Origin of the sequence: Streptomyces sp. NPDC002588 (assembly GCF_040295925.1) — a bacterium.
Taxonomy (GTDB): Bacteria; Actinomycetota; Actinomycetes; order Streptomycetales; family Streptomycetaceae; genus Streptomyces.
Genome location: NZ_JBEOWF010000026.1, coordinates 94,814 through 116,225, shown reverse-complemented (window position 1 = coordinate 116,225; position 21,412 = coordinate 94,814). Strand labels below are relative to the sequence as shown.

Annotated in this window: 17 protein-coding genes; 9 read left to right on the top strand and 8 right to left on the bottom strand. The window is 71.8% G+C overall.

From position 1 onward, the window contains the following. Positions 1–228: 228 nt before the first annotated feature. The 3 genes from nth (at position 229) to ABT057_RS28065 (ending at position 3,264) form a co-directional block, all read left to right on the top strand. The gene (gene nth / locus ABT057_RS28075) at positions 229–1,047 is read left to right on the top strand and encodes an endonuclease III (RefSeq protein WP_352346388.1); all 819 of its coding nucleotides are present in this window, start codon (positions 229–231) and stop codon (positions 1,045–1,047) included. A gap of 141 nt (positions 1,048–1,188) precedes the next feature. Further along, positions 1,189–1,944, top strand: a complete 756-nt coding sequence (locus ABT057_RS28070) for an NUDIX hydrolase (protein ID WP_352346387.1) — start codon at positions 1,189–1,191, stop codon at positions 1,942–1,944. 120 nt (positions 1,945–2,064) lie between these two features. Then, positions 2,065–3,264 (top strand): MarP family serine protease, encoded by a 1,200-nt coding sequence (locus tag ABT057_RS28065; protein WP_352346386.1) that lies wholly within the window; start codon positions 2,065–2,067, stop codon positions 3,262–3,264. A 17-nt stretch (positions 3,265–3,281) separates the two neighbouring features. On the opposite strand, the gene ABT057_RS28060 is transcribed toward ABT057_RS28065, so the two are convergent. The 6 genes from ABT057_RS28060 to ABT057_RS28035 all read right to left on the bottom strand — a co-directional run bounded on the left by ABT057_RS28060 (position 3,282) and on the right by ABT057_RS28035 (position 11,806). Further along, positions 3,282–3,464, bottom strand: coding sequence for a hypothetical protein (locus tag ABT057_RS28060; protein ID WP_352346385.1), 183 nt, complete (start codon positions 3,462–3,464; stop codon positions 3,282–3,284). A 170-nt stretch (positions 3,465–3,634) separates the two neighbouring features. Further along, on the bottom strand, positions 3,635–4,585 hold the full coding sequence (locus ABT057_RS28055) for an alpha/beta fold hydrolase (protein ID WP_352346384.1): 951 nt from the start codon (positions 4,583–4,585) through the stop codon (positions 3,635–3,637). Continuing rightward, entirely contained in the window at positions 4,582–5,070 is a 489-nt protein-coding gene (locus tag ABT057_RS28050; protein ID WP_352346383.1) for a phage holin family protein, read from the bottom strand. The genes ABT057_RS28055 and ABT057_RS28050 overlap by 4 nt, the downstream gene beginning before the upstream one ends. A 99-nt stretch (positions 5,071–5,169) precedes the next feature. Then, positions 5,170–6,633 (bottom strand): Na+/H+ antiporter NhaA, encoded by a 1,464-nt coding sequence (gene nhaA / locus ABT057_RS28045; RefSeq protein WP_352346382.1) that lies wholly within the window; start codon positions 6,631–6,633, stop codon positions 5,170–5,172. A 150-nt stretch (positions 6,634–6,783) separates the two neighbouring features. Next, on the bottom strand, positions 6,784–8,742 hold the full coding sequence (gene acs / locus ABT057_RS28040) for an acetate--CoA ligase (RefSeq protein WP_352346381.1): 1,959 nt from the start codon (positions 8,740–8,742) through the stop codon (positions 6,784–6,786). A gap of 373 nt (positions 8,743–9,115) precedes the next feature. Next, positions 9,116–11,806 (bottom strand): SulP family inorganic anion transporter, encoded by a 2,691-nt coding sequence (locus tag ABT057_RS28035; protein ID WP_352346380.1) that lies wholly within the window; start codon positions 11,804–11,806, stop codon positions 9,116–9,118. Between the two features lie 387 nt (positions 11,807–12,193). Here ABT057_RS28035 and ABT057_RS28030 point away from each other — a divergent pair, with 387 nt between their 5' ends. Then, positions 12,194–13,510, top strand: a complete 1,317-nt coding sequence (locus ABT057_RS28030) for a polysaccharide deacetylase family protein (RefSeq protein WP_502973971.1) — start codon at positions 12,194–12,196, stop codon at positions 13,508–13,510. 68 nt (positions 13,511–13,578) lie between these two features. Here the strand turns inward: ABT057_RS28030 and ABT057_RS28025 are convergent, their stop codons facing one another. Further along, positions 13,579–14,559, bottom strand: a complete 981-nt coding sequence (locus ABT057_RS28025; protein WP_352346379.1) for an ATP-binding protein — start codon at positions 14,557–14,559, stop codon at positions 13,579–13,581. Between the two features lie 100 nt (positions 14,560–14,659). On the opposite strand from ABT057_RS28025, the gene ABT057_RS28020 reads away from it, so the two are divergent. Then, positions 14,660–15,484, top strand: a complete 825-nt coding sequence (locus tag ABT057_RS28020) for a Fic family protein (RefSeq protein WP_352346378.1) — start codon at positions 14,660–14,662, stop codon at positions 15,482–15,484. 360 nt (positions 15,485–15,844) lie between these two features. Here ABT057_RS28020 and ABT057_RS28015 read toward each other — a convergent pair whose 3' ends face one another. After that, entirely contained in the window at positions 15,845–16,678 is an 834-nt protein-coding gene (locus tag ABT057_RS28015) for an HAD family hydrolase (RefSeq protein ID WP_352346377.1), read from the bottom strand. A gap of 580 nt (positions 16,679–17,258) precedes the next feature. Here ABT057_RS28015 and ssd point away from each other — a divergent pair. From ssd to ABT057_RS27995, 4 genes are read left to right on the top strand one after another with little or no spacing between them, the layout of a single operon-like run. Then, complete coding sequence (gene ssd / locus ABT057_RS28010) at positions 17,259–18,362, top strand: septum site-determining protein Ssd (protein ID WP_352346376.1); 1,104 nt, start codon at positions 17,259–17,261, stop codon at positions 18,360–18,362. After that, entirely contained in the window at positions 18,359–19,597 is a 1,239-nt protein-coding gene (locus ABT057_RS28005) for a TadA family conjugal transfer-associated ATPase (protein ID WP_352346375.1), read from the top strand. Before ssd ends, ABT057_RS28005 begins: the two co-directional genes overlap by 4 nt. Continuing rightward, the gene (locus ABT057_RS28000) at positions 19,590–20,459 is read left to right on the top strand and encodes a type II secretion system F family protein (protein WP_352346428.1); all 870 of its coding nucleotides are present in this window, start codon (positions 19,590–19,592) and stop codon (positions 20,457–20,459) included. Before ABT057_RS28005 ends, ABT057_RS28000 begins: the two co-directional genes overlap by 8 nt. After that, on the top strand, positions 20,456–21,241 hold the full coding sequence (locus tag ABT057_RS27995) for a type II secretion system F family protein (RefSeq protein ID WP_352346374.1): 786 nt from the start codon (positions 20,456–20,458) through the stop codon (positions 21,239–21,241). Before ABT057_RS28000 ends, ABT057_RS27995 begins: the two co-directional genes overlap by 4 nt. Positions 21,242–21,412 lie beyond the last annotated feature (171 nt).

Genomic DNA, 21,412 nt, shown 5'->3' with positions numbered 1-21,412 from the left:
GTGTGATCTGTCACAAGGATGCCGCACACATGTCCCGAGGTAAGCGGCAGGGGTCCAATTGGGGGCCGATCTTCAGGGGCCGGGGCGGATGTCAGTGTCGGGCTTTAGGCTGGCCGGGTGTCCAAATCGCCGGTGAGAGCACAGGCCAAGGGGGCTGGGCGGGTGGTTGTACGTAGCAATTCCGCTGTGGGCGAACAGGGCCCGGGCGGTGGTAAGAAAACGGCAAAGGTGACAAAGGAGTCGTCCGCCGACAAGACGGGTCCCACCGGGAAACCCGAGTCCCGTACGGCGCTGGTCCGGCGCGCCCGCCGTATCAACCGCGAACTCGCCGAGGTCTATCCGTACGCCCACCCCGAGCTCGACTTCGAGAACCCCTTCCAGCTCCTGGTCGCCACGGTCCTGTCCGCCCAGACCACCGACCTCAGGGTCAACCAGACGACCCCCGGTCTGTTCGCCAAGTACCCCACCCCCGAGGACCTGGCCGCCGCGAACCCGGAGGAGGTCGAGGAGATCCTCCGCCCCACCGGTTTCTTCCGCGCCAAGACCAAGTCGGTCATAGGCCTCTCCAAGGCGCTGGCGGACGACTTCGGCGGCGAGGTGCCGGGCCGGCTGGAGGACCTGGTCAAGCTGCCCGGCGTCGGCCGCAAGACCGCCTTCGTGGTGCTGGGCAACGCGTTCGGCCGCCCCGGGATCACCGCGGACACCCACTTCCAGCGGCTCGTACGGCGCTGGAAGTGGACCGAGGCGACCGACGCCGACAAGATCGAGGCCGCCGTCGGGGCGCTCTTCCCCAAGAGCGAGTGGACGGACCTCTCCCACCACGTGATCTGGCACGGCCGCCGCATCTGCCACGCCCGCAAGCCCGCCTGCGGCGCCTGCCCCATCGCCCCGCTGTGCCCGGCCTACGGCGAGGGCGAGACGGACCCCGAGAAGGCGAAGAAGCTCCTCAAGTACGAGAAGGGCGGCTTCCCGGGCCAGCGTCTGAACCCGCCCCAGGCCTACCTGGACGCGGGCGGCAGGCCGGCCCCGCCCCTGGGGGCCGGATGAGGGAGGCGGCGAGCACGGCCCGCTCCGCCGCGGTCGCGGCGGCCGAGCGGCGCTGTGCGGGCGCGGCGGCCGCGGGACCGGTCGTGGAACGATCTACGGGCGCTCGCGCGTCGAACCTGGCAGAACGGGGGTGGCGTGGCGATGACACGAGCGAGTGATACCGCCAGGGATTCGGCGAGGGCTGAGGCGAGGGCTTCGGAGGGGGGCGTCGTGGGCGGCGGCCGGCGGCTTGCCGTCGGGCTCAGCAAGGACGGGCTGCCGGGCTGGCTGGACCCGGTGGTGCACGCCGTGGCGACGGTCCAGCCGCGCCAGCTCAGCCGCTTCCTGCCGCCCGAGGACGGCGCGGGCCGGCAGTCCGCGGTCCTCGTCCTGTTCGGTGAGGGCGAGCGCGGCCCCGAGCTGCTGCTGATGGAGCGGGCGAGCTCCCTCCGCTCGCACGCGGGACAGCCCTCGTTCCCCGGCGGCGCCCTCGACCCGGAGGACGGCGATCCGCAGGGCGACGGCCCCCTGCGGGCGGCGCTGCGCGAGGCCGAGGAGGAGACGGGCCTCGACCCGGCCGGCGTCCAGCTCTTCGGCGTCCTGCCCAAGCTGTACATCCCGGTGAGCGGCTTCGTCGTGTCACCCGTCCTGGGCTGGTGGCGCGAGCCGACCCCGGTCGGCGTCGTCGACCCGAACGAGACGGCCAGGGTCTTCACGGTCCCAGTGGCCGATCTCACCGACCCGGCCAACCGGGCCACGACCGTCCATCCCAGCGGCCACCGAGGCCCGGCATTTCTGGTCGAATCGGCCCTCGTCTGGGGATTCACCGCCGGCATCATCGACCGCCTCCTGCACTTCGCGGGCTGGGAGCGCACCTGGGACCGCGAGAAGCAGGTCCCGCTCGACTGGCGGTCATGACAGGGTGTCCACCGTGCTGTGCCTGCCCGGGGGCCGTTGTGTTCCAATGCCGCTTCGCGGCCGGCCCGACCCCCGGCCGACCTGTAGTGACCGCGAATCGATGAGGCGAGGCGCCAAGCCGTGAACGTGCTGGACATCCTGTTGCTGGTCGCGGCGGTGTGGTTCGCGGTCGTCGGCTTCCGCCAGGGCTTCGTCGTCGGCATCCTGTCGGTGATCGGCTTCCTGGGCGGCGGTCTGGTCGCCGTCTACCTGCTGCCGCTGATCTGGGACTGGCTCACCGACAACTCCGAGGTGAGCACCACGGCGGCCGTCGTCGCGGTGGTCATCGTGATCGTCTGCGCCTCGGTCGGCCAGGCCCTCACCACCCATCTCGGCAACAAGCTGCGCCGCTACATCACCTGGTCCCCGGCCCGCGCGCTGGACGCGACGGGCGGCGCGCTCGTCAACGTCGTGGCGATGCTGCTGGTGGCGTGGCTGATCGGCTCCGCGCTGGCCGGCACCACCCTGCCCACCCTCGGCAAGGAGGTCCGTAACTCCAACGTGCTGCAAGGGGTCTCCCGGGCGCTGCCGAACCAGGCCGACACCTGGTTCGCCGACTTCTCCGCCGTTCTCACGCAGAACGGCTTCCCACAGGTCTTCAGCCCGTTCTCCAACGAGCCGATCACCGACGTCCAGCCGCCCGACCCGGCGCTCGCGAACAGCGCGGTGGCCGTGCGGGCACAGCGCTCCATCGTCAAGGTGGTGGGCACCGCCGAGAGCTGCGGCAAGGTCCTGGAGGGCACCGGCTTCGTCTTCGGCGAGCGCCGCGTCATGACCAACGCGCACGTCGTGGGCGGTGTCGACGAGCCCACCGTCCAGATAGGCGGTGAGGGCCGCAAGTACGACGCCACGGTGGTGCTGTACGACTGGAAGCGCGACATCGCCGTACTCGACGTACCGGATCTCGACGCGCCGGCGCTGCGGTTCGCCCCGGCGGACGCGGCGACGAACGACGGTGCGATCGTCGCCGGGTTCCCGGAGAACGGGTCGTACGACGTGCGCGCCGCGCGCGTGCGCGGTCGCATCAACGCCAACGGCCCGGACATCTACCACCGCGGCACCGTGCGCCGTGACGTGTACTCGCTGTACGCCACCGTCCGCCAGGGCAACTCCGGCGGTCCGCTGCTCACCCCCGACGGCAGGGTGTACGGCGTGGTGTTCGCGAAGTCCCTCGACGACGCCAACACGGGGTACGCCCTCACCGCGGACGAGATCCAGCCGGACGTCACCGAAGGCCGTACCGCCGGTCAGCAGGTGGACAGCGACAACTGCGCCCTGTAGGCCCAGGGGCCCGGCGGTCAGCCTCGCGGGTGACGCAGGCGTACCGAGACCCAGCGGGCCCGGCGGCGCAGGATGCGCGGAATGCCCACCCGGAGGTCGGAGCCCGGCAGTTGCGGGTCGGTGCCTCGTCGGTGGGGGCTCAGGCCACTGGCCGAGCGGCGGTTGCGTGCTGCGTCACTGTAGTCGTGCGTCCAGCCCATACCCCGACGTCTGCCCCCGCCCCAAGGTCGATAACCGCCCGGAGAGCGGCCAATTGGCCTATGCGGCGGGCATGTGGCCGTTCGTAGTACAGGTGTTCCGATCCGGACACCGGGCGCGATGGCCCGGTCACCGATCGGGTCCGGAATCCTTCAGCCGATCGGGACGCGGCTCACCGGTCCGGCTCGGGATCCTTCAGCCAGTTGACGAGCTCGGTGGAGAAGGCGCCCGGGTCCTCCTCGTGCGGGAAGTGGCCCAGCCCGTCGAACAGGCGCCAGCGGTACGGCGCCTCGACGTACTGGCCGGATCCCGCCGCGCTGCGGGTACGCATCACCGGATCGAGGGATCCGTGCAAGTGGAGCGTGGGCACGCGCACGGGCCGCTTCATGCGTCGGTAGAACTGGATGCCGTCCGGCCGGGCCATCGAGCGCACCAGCCACCGGTACGGCTCGACGGAGCAGTGCGCGGTGGAGGGGATGCACATGGCGCGCCGGTATGTCTCCAGCGCCTCGTCCTCGGGCGGCCGCGGCCCGGACCACTCCCGGATCAGCCGGACCACCAGCTCGCCGTCGTCCGCGGTGAGCTGTCGCTCGGGGATCCACGGCCGCTGGAACCCCCAGATGTGGGAACTCGCGGTCGACTGCCGGACGTCGGCGAGCATCGCCGAGCGCCAGCGCCGGGGGTGCGGCATCGAGGCGACGGCGAGCCGGCGGACCAGCTTGGGCCGCATCACGGCCGCCGTCCACGCCAGATAGCCGCCCAGGTCATGGCCGACCAGTGCGGCGTCGGGCTCGCCGAGGGAGCGGATCACGCCGGTGATGTCGAGGGCGAGGTTGGCCGGGTCGTAGCCGCGGGGCGTACGGTCGCTGCCGCCGACGCCCCGCAGGTCCATGGCGACGGCCCGGAAGCCCGCGTCGGCCAGCGCGCCGATCTGGTGGCGCCAGGTCCACCAGAACTGCGGGAAGCCGTGCACCAGCATGACCAGCGGGCCGTCGCCGGCCTCCGCGATGTGGAAGCGGGCGCCGTTCGCGGCCACCTCGCGATGGGTCACCTTGGTGCCGGCGGCGACATCAGGCCGTACGACCGAGGTGGATTGCGCCGAAGGGGTGGCGGGGTCCGTCATGACGACGAGCGTGCCACAGCCTCGATGGCCTCCGGGGTCCGCCCCTCCGCGAGTTCGGGCCGCGGATGCGGCTTGGCCTTCTGCAGAACGCCCGCCGACTCCTTCATCGAGGCGGCCACCTTCTGCGGTCCCTGGCTCTTCTTGGCCTTCTTCGCGAAGACCACACCGATCAGCGTCAGGACCACGGCGACCAGTACGTTCGCCGCGAACGACAGCAGGAAGCAGATCGCGAGGTTCCAGTCGCTCCAGGTCCGGATGCCGTACGCCAGCGCGAAGTTCAGCATCGGCAGGGAGAACAACAGGACCGCGCCGGCCGCCGAGAACGCGCCGCCGCTCGTCGCGCCGCGCTTGACGTCCTGCTTGAGCTGCGCCTTCGCCAGCGCGATCTCGTCGTGCACCAGCGCCGACAACTCGGTCGTGGCCGAGGCGAACAGCTGGCCGATGCTGCGTTCGGCGCCGACCGGGCTGCCGTCGGGTGCGCTCATCGCGGTCTCCCTCTTCTGCTGCACTGTGATGCTGGTCCGTGTTCTCTGTACTTCTCTGACTTCGAAGTCCTCTGACTTCTTTTGTACCGTCCCGTCAGATCATGCCGGACGCCCGCCGTCCTCGCCCGCCCCGCCCGGCACTTCGGCGGCCACGTGACCCGTCCCGTCCTTCGCCTCGTTCTGCTTCCGGGCGATCTCCTCGGCGACACGGCGGTGTTCGGCGGCCTTGCGGTCGTGGATCGCGGCCATCCGCAGGTGGTACGCCGGGTCGTCCTGCTCGTAGATGTCCGGAATGCCGTCGCTGTCCTCGTCGCGCTCCTCGGTCTCGTAGATCCTGCGGTACTCGGCGTTGCGCAGCTTCAGCAGCACGGTGGCGAAGGTGGCCGCTATGAGCGAGCCGAGCAGTACGGACGCCTTGACCTCGTCGGTCAGGAGCCGGTCGCCGTCGAAGGCCAGCTCCCCGATCAGCAGCGAGACGGTGAAGCCGATGCCGGCCAGCGACGCGACGGCGAAGACGTCCGCCCAGGCGAGGTCGTCGCTGAGCGACGCCCGGGTGAAACGAGCGGTCAGCCAGGTCCCGCCGAAGATGCCGACCGCCTTGCCGACCACGAGACCGAGGACGACACCGAGGGTCTCCGGCTTGGTGAACACATCCCCCAGCGCACCCCCCGAAACCGCCACCCCGGCGCTGAACAGCGCGAACAGCGGCACGGCCAGGCCCGCGGAGAGCGGCCGCACCAGGTGTTCGACGCGCTCGCCGGGGGAGTGCTCCTCACCCTCACGAGTGGTGCAGCGCAGCATCAGGCCCATGGCGACACCGGCGATGGTCGCGTGGACGCCGCTGTTGTACATCAGCGACCAGATCACCAGCGCGAGCGGCACGTACACGTACCACCCGCGTACACCTGACCGCAGCAGTACCCAGAAGACGACGAGCCCGGCGGCGGCGCCGCCCAGCGCCGCGAAGTCGATGCTGTCGGTGAAGAAGACGGCGATGATCAGGATCGCGAACAGGTCGTCCACCACGGCCAGCGTGAGCAGAAAGGCGCGCAGGGCGCCCGGCAGGGACGTACCGATGACGGCGAGCACGGCGAGCGCGAAGGCGATGTCGGTGGCCGTGGGCACCGCCCAGCCGGCCAGGGAGCCGCCGCCGGTGAGGTTGGTGAGCGAGTAGACCAGGGCCGGTACGGCCATCCCGCACAGCGCCGCCACCACGGGAAGCGCGGCGGCCCGGGGGTCACGCAGGTCCCCGGCGACCAGTTCGCGCTTGAGTTCGATACCGGCCACGAAGAAGAAGACCGCGAGGAGGCCGTCGGCCGCCCAGTGCTCGACCGACAGGTGCAGTCCGAGGGACCCGGGGCCCAGACGGAAGTGGCTGACGCTCTCGTAGCTGTCCCGCAGTGCGGGGACGTTGGCCCAGATCAGCGCGGCGACCGCGGCGACGAGCAGCAGCACACCGCCGACGGTCTCGGTGCGCAGCGCGTCCGCGACGAAGGTCCGCTCGGGGAGCGACAGCCGTCCGAAGACCTTGCGGGCGGCGGCGGTGGTGCGGGGCGCGGTCACGGGGACACCTCCGGTCGGTGGGCAGCACGAAGCACATGCCGACCAGACTTCCCGGCGCACCTGTTTTGTTTACTTTACCTAAGATGCGCGAAACGGGCACCCGGCGTGATCGGCCGGGTGCCCGTGACGGTGACGCGCCCGCGCAGGGACTCAGTCCTCGCTCGGCGCCGCCGGGAGCTTCGCCTGGATCAGGTCCATCACCGTCGAGTCGGTCAGCGTGGTCACGTCACCGAGTTGACGGTTCTCCGCGACGTCCCGCAGCAGCCGCCGCATGATCTTGCCGGAGCGGGTCTTCGGCAGCTCCGCCACCGGCAGGACCCGCTTGGGCTTGGCGATCGGGCCGAGCGTGGCGCCCACGTGGTTGCGCAGGTCGGCGACGAGGCTCTCGTCCTCCGCGTCCGCCGTCCCGCGCAGGATGATGAACGCGACGATCGCCTGCCCGGTCGTCTCGTCGGCCGCGCCGACCACGGCCGCCTCGGCGACCGACGGGTGCGACACGAGCGCCGACTCCACCTCGGTGGTGGAGATGTTGTGACCCGACACGAGCATGACGTCGTCGACGCGGCCGAGGAGCCAGATGTCCCCGTCGTCGTCCTTCTTCGCGCCGTCGCCGGCGAAGTACCTGCCCTCGAACCGCGACCAGTAGGTGTCAAGGAACCGCTGGTCGTCGCCCCAGATGGTGCGCAGCATCGACGGCCACGGCTCGGTGAGGACCAGGTAGCCACCGCCGCCGTCCGGCACCTCGTTCGCCTCGTCGTCGACGACGGTCGCGGAGATGCCGGGCAGCGGGGTCTGCGCGGAACCGGGCTTGGTCTCGGTCACCCCCGGCAGCGGCGAGATCATCATCGCGCCGGTCTCGGTCTGCCACCAGGTGTCCACGATCGGCGTCCGGTCGGCTCCGATGTGCTTGCGGTACCAGATCCAGGCCTCCGGGTTGATGGGCTCACCCACCGAACCCAGCACCCGCAGGCTGCTGAGGTCGAACTTCGCGGGGATGTCGTCGCCCCACTTCATGAACGTCCGGATCGCGGTCGGCGCCGTGTAGAGGATCGTCACCCCGTACTTCTGCACGATCTCCCAGAAGCGGCCCTGGTGCGGGGTGTCCGGCGTGCCCTCGTACATGACCTGCGTCGCCCCGTTCGCCAGCGGGCCGTAGACGATGTACGAGTGCCCGGTGACCCAGCCGACGTCGGCCGTGCACCAGTACACGTCGGTCTCCGGCTTGAGGTCGAAGACGGCGTGGTGGGTGTAGGCGGCCTGCGTGAGGTAGCCGCCCGAGGTGTGCAGGATGCCCTTCGGCTTACCCGTCGTACCCGACGTGTAGAGGATGAACAGCGGGTGCTCGGCGTCGAAGGACTCGGGCGTGTGCTCGGTCGACTGGCGCTCGACGATCTCGTGCCACCACACGTCCTTGCTGTCGTCCCAGGCGACCTCCTGGCCGGTGCGACGGACCACGAGGACATGCTCGACGTTGCCCGCCTTGGCGGCCGCCTCGTCGACCGCCGGCTTCAGCGCGGACGGCTTGCCGCGCCGGTAGCCGCCGTCGGAGGTGATGACGACCCGTGCGTCGGCGTCCTGGATGCGGGTGGCCAGCGCGTCCGACGAGAACCCGCCGAAGACGACGGAGTGCGCGGCGCCGATCCGGGCGCAGGCCAGCATCGCGATCGCCGTCTCCGGGATCATCGGCATGTAGACCGCGACCCGGTCGCCCTTGCGTACGCCCAGCTCCAGGAGGGCGTGGGCGGCCTTCGACACCTCGTCCTTGAGCTCGGCGTAGGTGATCGCGCGGCCGTCGCCCGGCTCGCCCTCGAAGTGGATGGCGACCCGGTCGCCGTGCCCGGCCTCCACGTGGCGGTCCACGCAGTTGTACGCCACGTTGAGCTCGCCGTCCTTGAACCACTTGGCGAACGGCGGGTTCGACCAGTCCAGCGTCTCCGTCGGCTCCTTGGCCCAGGTCAGCCGACGGGCCTGCTCGGCCCAGAAGCCGAGCCTGTCAGCCTTGGCCTGTTCGTACGCCTCCGCCGTGACGTTGGCGTGTGCGGCCAGGTCGGCGGGCGGCGCGAACCTGCGCTCTTCCTTGAGCAGGTTGGCCAGGCTTTCGTTGCTCACGACATCTCCCTCTCGAAGGGTGTCCGTTGTGTCCCAGGCCACAGCTCATCAGAAGCGAGGGGCCGGTGACAAGGGCCGACGGAAAATTGGTTTAGACCTGTGAACTGCTGGGGTGGGCGAGCGGGGGTCGGGGGCACGGGAGACTGCGGTTCGCAGGGTACGCGCGAGCAGGGGTGCGGGGGCGCGCGAGTGGGGGTGCAGGGGCGTGCGGGCGGGGTTCGGGGACGGCCGGGTGGGACCGGGGCCCCGGATGGTCGGGTCATCCGTACCCACGGACGGGAAACCGGCCGAGTTCAGCCGGTGCAACGCCTTTCACACCGCTTGCCCGCACGGGGCACCCGCCGAGGAGAGGGGCTCGGCGGGTGCCGGGCCGTCACGCCGTCAGGTCCGCCACCCCCACGTGATCGAACACCTCGCCCCCGCTCCCGCCGGTGAGCAGATACGTCTGTGCCTCGCCCACGTGGAAGTACAGCCCGTGCAACTCCAGCGTCCCGGCCCGCAGGGCTCGCGCCACCGACTCGTGGGCACGCAGATGGTCCAACTGCTGGACCACATTGGTCAGGCAGAGCTGCTCGACGGCATCCGCGGGCGCCCGCCCGGCCAGCCGGACCGAGGGGCGGCTGTCGTCGGCCATCCGCTCCAGGCTCGGCAGCCCTTGTTCGAGCCACCGCTGGAGCGGGGTCCGGCCGCCACCGGGTCCGGAGGTGAGCAGCGCCTGCATGGCCCCGCACCCGGAGTGCCCGCACACCGTGACGGACCGCACCCTCAGCACGTCCACCGCGTACTCGATGGCCGCCCCCACCGAGTCGTCCCCGCTCTCCTCACCGGGCGGCGGCACGAGATTGCCCACGTTGCGCACCACGAACAGATCGCCCGGACCACTGGAGGTGATCATCGAGGTGACCAGCCGGGAGTCGGCACAGGTGAGGAACAGCTGGGTCGGCCGCTGCCCCTCGCGCGCCAGCCTCGCCAGCTCCCCTCGCACCAGCGGCGCGGTGTTCCGCTGGAACGCGCTGATCCCGCGGACCAGTTGATGGGGACCGCCGTGGGTGGGGTCGGGGGTGGACTTGTTGGGCTCGTCGGGGTGGGGTGCGGGGGTGAATCCGGGTTCGGCGCGTGGGGATCCGGGCTCGGCGGAGGTGTGGTCTGTTGCGGCCTCCGCAGGGCCGGTCCCCGTGGGCTCCGCGGAGGCTCCCTCGGGATGCGCGCCGAGCCGGACCGCGGACGGTTCCTTCCGTGGATCGCCGGGCGGAGGACCGATGGAGGGCCCGTCGGACGTGGACCCGGACGTGGACCCGTGTCCGGACCCGGTTTGCGGGACCGCGCACTGATGGTTGCGCCAGGGTGTCCAGGGGCGGCAGCGGCAGTCGGCGCCGGACTCCGAAGCGGTGTCCGTGTCGGGCTCGGCGACCGTATCGGCACCGGCACCGGTCCGGGCGCCGACGCCCGCGCGGACGGTGGCGCTCGTGCCGGCATCGGTGCTCGCGCCGGTCCCCGCTCCGGAGCGGACCCGGCGGCCGGTCAGCTCGACCCTGCCGCCCTGTGCGGTGTGGGTCTTCTGCCAGTCCTGCAGGGACTCGTACGCCGCGTGGTCCATGAAGGAGCCGTCCAGCTCCACCACCACAGGGGTGCCCTGGGGGACGAGATGCAGGACGCGGCTGAGTCTGGGCACCGCGAGAAACGTCAACTGGCCTCGTACGTGTACGTGATGGACTCCTTCCCGCTCGTCATGGGTGATGCGGGTGTGGGCGAGGCGGTTCAGGGCGACCGCGACGCCCACCGCGACGCCCAGCGTGACGCCTTGCAGGACGCCGAGGAACACCACGCCGAGGGTGGTGACGGCGTACACCAGCACCTCTCGGTGGCGGGTCACCGTGCGAATGTGGTGCAGGGACACCATCTGGATGCCGACGGCCATCACCAGGGCGGCGAGTGAGGCCAGCGGGATGAGCTCCAGGATCGGGACCATCAGCAGCGCGGCGACCACTACGAGAACGCCGTGCAGCATCGTGGAGTTCCGGCTCACGGCACCCGCTTGGACGTTCGCCGAACTGCGCACGGCCACCCCCGCGACGGGGAGTCCGCCGAGCGAGCCGGAGACGATGTTGGCGGCGCCCTGGCCGAGCAGCTCGCGGTCGAGGTCGGAGCGGCCGACGCGGAGCGGGCGGCCGGCGGAGGAGGTGATGAGACCGGGGCGGGAGGCGATGAGTTTGTCGACGGCGACCGCGCCGAGGAGCGACTGCACGCTGCACACCAGCGTGGTGGTGAGGACGGCGGCCGCGACGCCGAGCACGGGCCCCTCGGGGAGCCCGGCCAGGGCGTGGCTGCGCCACGAGGGCAGGTCGACCTTGGGCAGGGTGAGGTCGGCGAGGGCGGCGACGGCCGTGGCTCCGGCGACGGCGACGAGCGCGGCGGGCAGCTTGCGCAGCATCCTCCCCGCCCGGCCGGGGATGCGCGGCCAGAGCAGCAGCAGGGTCAGGGTCAGTGCGCTCACGATGACGGCTTCGGGGTGCAGTCTCGCCAACTGGGCAGGCAGCGCACATAGGTTGGCCAGGACGGAACTCTGCGGGGTGCCGCCGAGGACGATGTGCAACTGGGCGACGGCGATCGTGACACCGATGCCGGCGAGCATGCCGTGCACGACGGCGGGGCTGACGGCGAGCGCGGTGCGCGCCACGCGCAGGCAGCCGAGGCCGAGTTGGGCGAGTCCGGCGAGGACGGTGACGGCACAGGTCGTCCGCCAGCCGTAGCGCTGGATGAGGTCGGCCGTGACCACCGTCAGACCGGCGGCGGGACCGCTGACCTGGAGCGGGGATCCGCCGACCCGGCCGACGACGATCCCGCCCACGGCGGCGGCGACGAGGCCGGCCTGGAGGGGGGCACCGGTGGCCAGGGCGATGCCCAGGGACAGGGGAAGAGCGATCAGGAAGACCGCGATCGAGGCGGACACGTCGGCGCCGGCGATGCGGAAGCGGCGGTGCGGGGCGGGTGGGGGGCTGTGGGGCGGGTGGACGCGCTTGGTGCGCGTCGAGTCGGAAGCACGAGTGGGGACGCAGGCTGACATGTTTCCCGTCTCCTCCGGGGCAGCGCGGTCGCGGAACTGGGGTCCCCCGTCGATGGCGGGGGCGGACGCGGCCGTGGGTCACGGCGTGCAGCGGCGGGATGAAATTCAACGCTCGGTGAAGCTCAACGCTCGGTGAAGCTCGACGATCGACAAAGCTCAACGCTCAGTAAAGCGATCGTAATGCAGAGTAAAGGCCAGGCATGGATTTATGTGGCAAATGGGGCAATGAATCACCCATAAGTGCGGTGCGGACATTTCATCGGCTTGTCGTACTAATTCCCTCTCGTTCCCGTGCGACGTTGGCGGCGCTGTCGGCTCGTCCCGGCAGGCCAACAACACAGCGCCCTCGTCGGCGTGGGCCGAGAGAAGGAAGAAGGTGGACGGAACATGGCCGCCACCCACACGATCGCCGCCACCCGCAGGACTGCCGCGCCCCGCACCATCGACGCCCCCCACAGGATCGCTGTCGGCGCCGTGGCCGTCGCGGCGCTCGCCGCGTCGCTCGCCGGCTGTGCGACGGGAACCGGCAGTGATCAGGGAGCGCCGGGCCCGCAGAAGGCCCCGGTGCACAAGAAGAAGGTCGTCCGTCTGATCGGGGACGGCTCCACCGCGTACACCGGAGCGCAGCCGCACCTGCCCACACCCCAGCGGCTGAAGCCGGGTCAGAAGCCCCCGCAGTTCGTGGTGTTCTCCTGGGACGGGGCCGGCGAGGACAGCCAGAAACTGTTCTCCCACTTCCGCGAGGTGTCCAAGGCCAACCACGCGACCATGACGTACTTCCTCAGTGGCGTGTACATGCTGCCGGCGGAGAAAGCCGACCTGTACCAGCCGCCCCAGCACTCACCCGGCAGTTCCGACATCGGTTTCAACGACGAGCAGGGCATCGCCGACACCGTGAAGCAGCTGCGCCTGGCGTGGCTGGAGGGCAACGAGATCGGCACCCACTTCAACGGCCACTTCTGCGGCAGCAACGGCGGCGTCGGCGAGTGGTCGGTCGGGGAGTGGATGGACGAGATCGCCCAGGCCAAGCAGTTCGTGAAGACCTGGAAGACCAACACCGGCATGAAGGACGCGGCCCCGCTGCCCTTCGACTACGACGAGGAACTCGTCGGCGCCCGCACCCCCTGCCTCGAGGGACAGAAGAACTTCGTGCGGGCCGCGAGCCGACTCGGCTTCCGCTACGACACCAGCGGGGTCGACGACCAGGTGTGGCCCGGCAGGAAGTTGGGCCTGTGGGACCTGTCGATGCAGCTCGTGCCCTTCCCCGGCCACACGTTCGAGCAGCTCACCATGGACTACAACTTCATGGTCAACCAGTCGGGCACCAGGACCCAGGGCGACCCCGGCAAGTACCGGTACTGGGGCGACCAGATGCGTGACGGCCTGCTCCGGGGCTTCTACCGGGCCTACGACGGCAACCGCGCCCCGCTGATCATCGGCAACCACTTCGAGTCCTGGAACGGCGGCACGTACATGCGCGCTGTCGAGGAGGTCGTCGAGAACGTCTGCAACAAGCCCGATGTGCGGTGCGTCTCCTTCCGGCAGCTGGCCGACTGGCTGGACGCCCAGGACCCGAAGACCCTGGCCAAGCTTCGCTCGCTGGAGGTCGGCGAAGCCCCGAAGCAGGGCTGGCAGGACTTCCTGTCCGGCCGCCCCGCCCCGGCCCCGAAGGGAGTGCCCGGCGCGCCGACGGCCGGACGGTAGGGACCGGGGCGCTCCGGAGGGGCCGTTGTCGGCACCGGTGTCCGGCACTGGTCTTCCGTACCGGTGTCCTACCCGGCGGTCGCGAGGCTTTCGCCGAGGACGAAGTGGGGGTCGACCTGTGCGGCCAGGTCGGCCCCGGTGCGCTCATTGCCCCAGGACTGGGCGTTCTTCAGGTGGAAGTGCACCATCTGCCGCGTGTAGCGCTCCCAGTCGCGCCGCTCGTACGACGCGTCGACGGTCGTACGCAGCAGGTGCAGGGCGTCCCGGTTGGGTTCCTCCAGGAGGTCGAACCGGGGCGGCCGGCCCTTCTCCATGGCACGCACCCAGTCCGAGTGCCCGACCGTCGCGAGCAGGTCGTCGCCGACCTCGGTGCGGAGGAAGTCGACGTCGTCCCGACCCTGCACCTTGTTGCCGACGACCTTGAGATCGACGCCGAAGTCGCGGGCGTACTCCTTGTACTGGCGATAGACGGAGACCCCCTTCCGGGTCGGCTCGGCGACGAGGAACGTGATGTCGAAGCGGGTGAACATCCCCGAGGCGAAGGAGTCCGAGCCTGCCGTCATGTCGACCACGACATACTCGTCGCGGCCGTCCACCAGGTGGTTCAGACACAGCTCCACCGCTCCGGTCTTGGAGTGGTAGCAGGCGACCCCCAGGTCGGCGTCCGTGAAGGGGCCCGTGACCATCAAACGGACGGTGCCGCCGTCGAGTTCCACCGGCCGGGCGCAGGAGTCGTACACCGGATTGTGCTCACGCACCCGCAGCAGCCGTGAACCCTCGCCGGGCGGGGTCGTCTTGATCATCGTCTCGGCGGAGGTGATGCGCGGGTTGGAGCCGCGCAGGTACTCCTTGATCAACGCGAGGCGCTCGCCCATCGCGGGCAGCGCGGCCGCCTCCGCCTCGCCGAGTCCGAGGGCGGGCCCCAGATGCTGGTTGATGTCCGCGTCGACGGCGATCACGGGGGCACCGAGGGCGGCGAGATGGCGGACGAACAGGGAGGACAGAGTGGTCTTGCCGCTGCCGCCCTTCCCGACGAAAGCAATTTTCATGTTCACCAAGGGTAGTGCGACGATAGCTGTACGTGGCAGGCGTCGTGAAGAAGACCACTCCTTCGAGGGGTGTGGGCCGTGGTTGCGTAATGTCGTACTCATGAGTACGACAGGCGCGTCCGCCGATCCGCTCGCGGCCCTGGGCTCGCTGCCCGGTGTGGCCGAGTCCGTGGAGTCCGTGCGCAAGGCCGTGGACCGGGTCTACGGACACCGTGTCATGCGGCGCCGCAGCACCGAGATCACCTCCGAGGCCGCCCTGCGCGGCGCCCGGGGGTCGGCGGCGCTGTCCGGAGCGGACTGGGCGCTCGAGGAGGTGCGCCGGCGAAGCGACTTCGGTGTGGACGACGAGGCGCGGGTCATGGGCGCCGCGCTGCGGCTGACGGCGGAGGCGGGGCAGTTGCTGTCCATCTGGCGTCAGTCGCCGCTCAGGGTGCTGGCGCGGCTGCATCTGGTGGCGGCGGCGAGCGACGGCGACGAGGTGGGGCGGCCGCGGCAGGCCGGTGAGGCGGTGGACGAGCCGCTGATCGAGCTGCCGGCGCCCGGCGCGGACGAGGTGTCGGGCCGTCTGGAGGGGCTGTCCGAGCTGATCATCGCGGGCAGTTCCGCGCCCGCCCTGGTCACGGCCGGCGTCGTGCACGGCGAAATCCTCGCGCTGCGCCCCTTCACTTCGCACAACGGCCTGATCGCGCGGGCCGCGGAGCGCATCGTGCTGATCGGCAGCGGACTGGACCCGAAGTCGGTCTGCCCGGCCGAGGTGGGTCACGCGGAGCAGGGCCGGGCGGCCTATGTGGCGGCTCTGGACGGCTATGCCTCCGGCACTCCGGAGGGCATGGCGGCCTGGATCGCGCACTGCGGCCGGGCGGTCGGACTGGGTGCCCGCGAGTCGACGGCGGTGTGCGAGGCGCTGCAGCGCGGGGCGGCGTAGCGCGGAAGCCCCCCGGACACGGGCTGCGGCGGTACGAGTTCTCGTACCGCCGCTGGCATGCTCACCGGGTTACCAGGCGTCCTCGATATGTTGCCCATCAGGTCGGGTTCTTTGCCCGTCACCTGGTGCGGCTGGCCCGTAATCGACGGGTCGACGTCGCGTGGGTGCCCAATGTTCATGCACCGGTCCGTGGGGCCAAATGCGTTATTAAGGTGATCCTTTCGGATGTCCTTGGTCTCGCGGGCCGTTGAGTCCTTTGTACTCCTGGGCCAGGACAAGTGGAAGCCCTGGCGTCGGTTCTTTACTTTTACTCTCAAAGAGGATTTCACTCGCAAAGAGCGTTTTAATCGGGCATCGAGGTCAAGCGGTCGCCGCCCGGCGGCGGTTCGCGTACCAGACCAGACCCGCCGTGGCCGCCGCCGCCCCTATCGCGGCCGCCGCGACCAGTGCCGGGCGCGGCGGGACCGAGAACGTTCGGATCCGCTGCTTGAGCCGCACCGGCCGGTGGAAATCGAGAATCGGCCACCCGCGCGCGACGGCCTCGCGCCGCAGCGCCCGGTCCGGGTTCACGGCATGCGGATGGCCCACCGCCTTCAGCATGGGCAGATCGGTCGCCGAGTCGCTGTAGGCATAGCAGCGCGTCAGGTCGTACCCCTCCGACGCGGCCAGTTCCTCGATCGCCTCCGCCTTCGTCGGACCGTAGGCGTAGTACTCCACCTCGCCCGTGAAGCAGCCGTCGTCGCCCACCACCATCCGGGTGGCCACCACCCGGTCCGCGCCCAGCAGTTCGCCGATCGGCTCGACCACCTCCGCGCCGGACGTGGACACGATCACGACGTCCCGGCCGGCCGTGTGGTGCTCCTCGATCAGGGAGGCGGCCTCGTCGTAGATGAGCGGGTCGATCAGGTCGTGCAGGGTCTCGGCGACGATCTCCTTCACCTGCTGGACGTTCCAGCCGCGCACCAACTTGGAGAGGTACGCGCGGGTCCGCTCCATCTGGTCGTGGTCCATACCGCCCACGAGGAAGACGAACTGGGCATAGGCGGTCCGCAAGGCGGCCCTGCGGTTGATCAGCCCGCCTTGGTAGAAGGACTTGCTGAAGGTGAGCGTGCTCGACTTCGCAATCACCGTCTTGTCCAGGTCGAAGAAGGCGGCTGTGCGGGGCAAGGAGTGGTTTTCCACAGGCAAGAGCATAGGGGCAGCCCATTCGGCGTAAGGTGGGCGTGTGGGTTTGCCTGAGAGGGCTCTCGGGTACACCATGGAAGTCACGGATCGTTCGCGACCGTGCTAACCCGGTCCGGCTCCTCCCCCCCCGAGTCGGCCGTGGAGACGACCCCCGCTCTCCCCCCCGGCGGGGGTCGTCGCATGTCCGGGTGGGTTTTCTCCTTCTGTACGCGGCTCGACCGCGCTGGTGAGGCGGCCGAGGCCGCCTCTTTCGCATGCCCGCGACCCGTCACGGTGGGTAGTCGTCGGGCTGCTCTGCGGAAGTCGCGCAGGAGACGGTGCGGGGGTCACCGGTTCGGGTGGCGGCGATATCCACAACGGCCTGCCCGTCCACAGTTTTCCACCAAGATCCACACGTTTTCCGGGTTCGCTGCACCGTGATTCCGACACGTCCGCTCGGGCCGAGTTCATGGTCGGTTCCGTTCGCCGGACGCACACGGCCGGTTTCTGCCGGCCGTTCATATGGAGACCGGTTGCCCGGTTCTTCACACGTTTGGGATTCGCGGGGCTGAAGGTGCTGCGCGACCCGCAGCAGAGGGGGACGAGAACCATGACCGGAGCCGTCACGCACGACCCGCCACCCGGCGGTCCGGGCCGGCAGGGCAAGCCGCTCATCGTCACGGAGGACGCGGAGCTGCTCGACGACCTGCTGCGGCTGTGCGCCGCGGCCGGCGCCACACCCGAGGTGTACCACTCGGTGCCGGAGCGCCGTGGCAGTTGGGAGGCCGCGCCCCTGGTCCTGATCGGCGACGACGCCGTCCACCGGGTGCGCGGGGCCGCCCGCAGGCGCGGAGTGGTCCTCGTCGGACGCGACCAGGACGACTCGGGGGTGTGGCGCCGCGCGGTCGAGATCGGCGCCGACCACGTCCTGATGCTGCCCGACGGCGAACAGTGGCTGGTCGACCGCATCGCCGACGTCGCCGAGGGCGTCGGCCGGCCCGCACTCACCGTGGGCGTGATGGGCGGTCGCGGCGGCGCCGGAGCCTCCACGCTCGCGTGCGCCCTCGCCGTCACCTCCGCGCGCGAGGGGCTGCGCACCCTGCTGGTGGACGCCGATCCACTGGGCGGCGGCCTCGACGTACTGCTCGGCGGGGAGACCGCAGAGGGGCTGCGCTGGCCCGCGTTCGCGGCCTCGCGAGGGCGGGTCGGCGGCGGCGCCCTGGAGGAGTCACTGCCCGAGCTGCACTCGCTGCGGGTGCTCAGCTGGGACCGCGGCGACTGCGTCGCCATCCCGCCCCAGGCCGTCCGGGCGGTGCTCGCCGCGGCCCGCCGTCGCGGCGGGACGGTCGTCGTCGACCTGCCGCGCCGCATCGACGACGGCGTCGCCGAGGCCCTCGCCCAGGTCGACGTCGGCCTCCTCGTGGTCCCGGCCGAACTCCGCGCCGTCGCGGCGGGCGGCCGGATGGCCTCCGCCGTCGGCATGGTCCTGCGCGACCTCCGGGTGGCGGTACGTGGCCCGTACGCGCCCGGACTCGACGACCGCGAAGTGGCCAGACTGCTCGGACTGCCGCTGGCCGGTGAGGTGCCCGTGGACCAGGGACTGCTGCGCCCGGACGGCGGCAAGGCACCACCGGGCGCCGCAGCGCGCGGGCCCCTCGCCCGCTTCTGCAAGCAGTTCTGGGAGCGGGCCCTGACCGAGGCGGGCGCCGCATGAGCACACCACCCGCGCTGGAACGCACGCTGCTGGACGGCGTACGGCAGTGGCTCGCCGCGAGCGGGGCCGAACCGACGCCCGCGCGCGTGGCACAGGCACTGCGCGAGCAGGGACGGGTGCTCGGGGACGCCGAGGTCCTCGGCGCGGCACGGCACCTGCGGTCCGAACTGATCGGCAGCGGCCCGCTGGAGCCGCTGCTCGCCGACCCCTCGGTGACCGACGTGCTGGTGTCGGCCCCGGACCGGGTCTGGGTCGACCGGGGCGGCGGCCTGGAGCTGACCGCCGTCTCCTTCCCGGACGCGGCGGCCGTACGCCGCCTCGCGCAGCGACTGGCCGCGGTGGCCGGACGGCGCCTGGACGACGCGCGGCCCTGGGCCGATGCCCGCCTGCCGGACGGGACTCGGCTGCACGCGGTGCTGCCCCCGGTCGCCGTCGGCTGCACCTGCCTGGCGTTGCGAGTGGTACGGCCCCGGGCGTTCACGCTCGACGAACTGGTGACCGCGGGCACCGTGCCGCCGGGCGGGGACCGGGTGCTGCGGGCGCTGGTGCGAGCGCGGCTGTCGTTCCTGGTCAGCGGGGGCACCGGCAGCGGCAAGACGACCCTGCTGAGCGCGCTGCTCGGCCTGGTCGGACCCCGGGAGCGGATCGTGCTCGCGGAGGACTCGGCGGAGCTGCGGCCCAGCCATCCGCATGTCGTCCGCCTGGAGACCAGACCCGCCAACCAGGAGGGTGCCGGGCTGGTGACCCTCGAGGACCTGGTGCGGCAGGCCCTGCGGATGCGGCCGGACCGGCTGGTGGTCGGCGAGGTGCGCGGGCGGGAGGTCGTGGACCTGCTGGCCGCCCTCAACACGGGCCACGAGGGCGGCTGCGGGACGGTCCATGCCAACGCGGCGGCGGACGTGCCCGCCCGGCTGGAGGCGCTCGGCACGGCGGCCGGCCTCGACCGGGCAGCGCTGCACAGCCAGTTGGCGGCCGCGCTCTCGGTGGTCCTGCACCTCGTCCGCGACCCGGCCGGGCGGCGGCGGATCGCGGAGGTGCACGTGCTGGAGCGGGACCCTTCGGGGCTGGTGCGGACGGTCCCGGCGCTGCGCTGGCAGGTGGACGCGTTCGCCCGCGAGCGCGGCTGGGACCGGCTCCGGGGACTGCTGCGGAGCGACGAAGGCCAGGAGGGCGACGCGGGCCTCGCGCGTGACGAGAGCGAAGGAAGCGGTGAGGGCGATGTACGTGATGGGTGAGGTGCCGATGGCGGCGGCCGTCGCCTGCGCGGGGGCGGCGGTGTGGCTGACGGGCGGACCGTACTCGGGGGCCCGGCGGGCGCAGCTGCTGCTGGCCGGGGGCGGGGTGGTCGCCGCCGGGCCCCCGACGTGGCAGGACATGGCCCTCGAGCTGCGCAGGCTGCGGCGGCGGTGGCGGCCCGAGTGGTGGGCGCCGGTCGCCGGGCTGGTCACGGCGCTACTGGCCGCCTCGGTGCTGCCGGTCGTCGCGGGGGCGGCCGGAGTGCCCTTGCTGCGCCGGGTGCGGCGGGCCGCCGAGGCCCGGCGGGCCGGGGAACGCCGGGGGGATGCCGTGATCGCGCTGTGCGCGGCGCTCGCCGGGGAGGTGCGGGCCGGCCGTCAGCCGGGAGAGGCCTTGCAGTGGGCCGCACGGGATTCGGGAGGGCTGGGTGAGGCGCGGGCGGCCGTGCTGGCGGCCGCGCGGTTCGGCGGGGACGTGCCCAAGGCGCTCACCGCCGCCGCACGGCAGCCGGGAGCAGGCGGGCTGCTGGGACTCGCCGCGTGCTGGAGGGTGGCCGTGGACCAGGGAGCGGGGCTCGCGGCCGGCCTCGACCGTCTGGAAGGGGCGTTGCGCGCGGAGCGCGACCAACGGGCCGACCTGCGAGCCCAGTTGGCCGGCCCTCGGGCCACGGCGGTGATGCTCGCGGGCCTGCCCGTGCTGGGCCTCCTCCTCGGCGCCGCGCTCGGCGCCGATCCCCTGCGCGTCCTGCTGCACACCGGGGCTGGGCTGGGCTGCCTGCTCCTCGGCGGCGTGCTGGAGGCCGCGGGGACGTGGTGGGCGCTGCGGATCGTACGGAACGCGGAGGGCGGTGAGGCGGCGTGAGCACGGAGGTTGTCCACAGGCTGGGGGCGGCCGTGGGGATCGCGCTGGCCGTCGGGGCGGTGGCGCACGGGCTGGGGAGGCTGCGGCACGAACGCCGGGCCCGTCGGCGGACGGCCGAGCTGCTGGCCCCGGGACGGGCGCCGGATCCGCCGCGGGGCGCACTTCGGGACGCGGTACGCGAGTGGCTGCCCGCGGCGGCGGTGACGGGCGTCGGGTGGGTGGTCATCGGCGGGATCACCGGGATCGTGGCGGGCGCGGCCGGCGCGGTGGGGCTGTGGCGGCTGCGTCGCCGACGGGATGCGGCGGACCCCGTGCGTCAGGCCGACGCACGGCTCGCGGCACGGCAACTCCCGCTCGCCGCCGACCTGCTGTCCGCGTGCATCGTGGCGGGCGCGGGTCCGGTCCTCGCGGCGCAGGCGGTGGGCGAGGCCTTGGGCGGACCCGTGGGGGAAGGGCTGGCGCGCGGCGCGGCCGAAGTGCGGCTGGGCGGCGAACCGGCCACAGCATGGCGGAGATTGGCCTCCGCGCCAGGTGCGGAGGCCCTGGCCCGGCTGCTGGAACAGGCCGGTGTGACGGGACTGCCGGCGTCCGGACCGGTGGCCCGGCTGGCCGCGGACACCCGCGCCGACTGGACCCGGGCCGCGACGGCCAGGGCCCGGCGGGCGGCCGTCATGGTCGCGGCACCGGTCGGGCTGTGCTTCCTGCCCGCCTTCATCGCGATCGGTGTCCTGCCCGTGGTGATCGGGCTCGCGGGCGGGGCCATGGGAGGAGGTGGGCCATGAGAGGGCACTGAGCGGCCACGGCGAGTGGACGAACGACGCGAGACCGAACGGCAGATCGATCCGCGACTGACGACCAGCGACTGACGACCAGCGGCCGACGGGTCAGCGGCAGACGGATCAGCGGCAGACGGATCAGCGGATGACGAACGACCAACAGGACCTGACCTCACG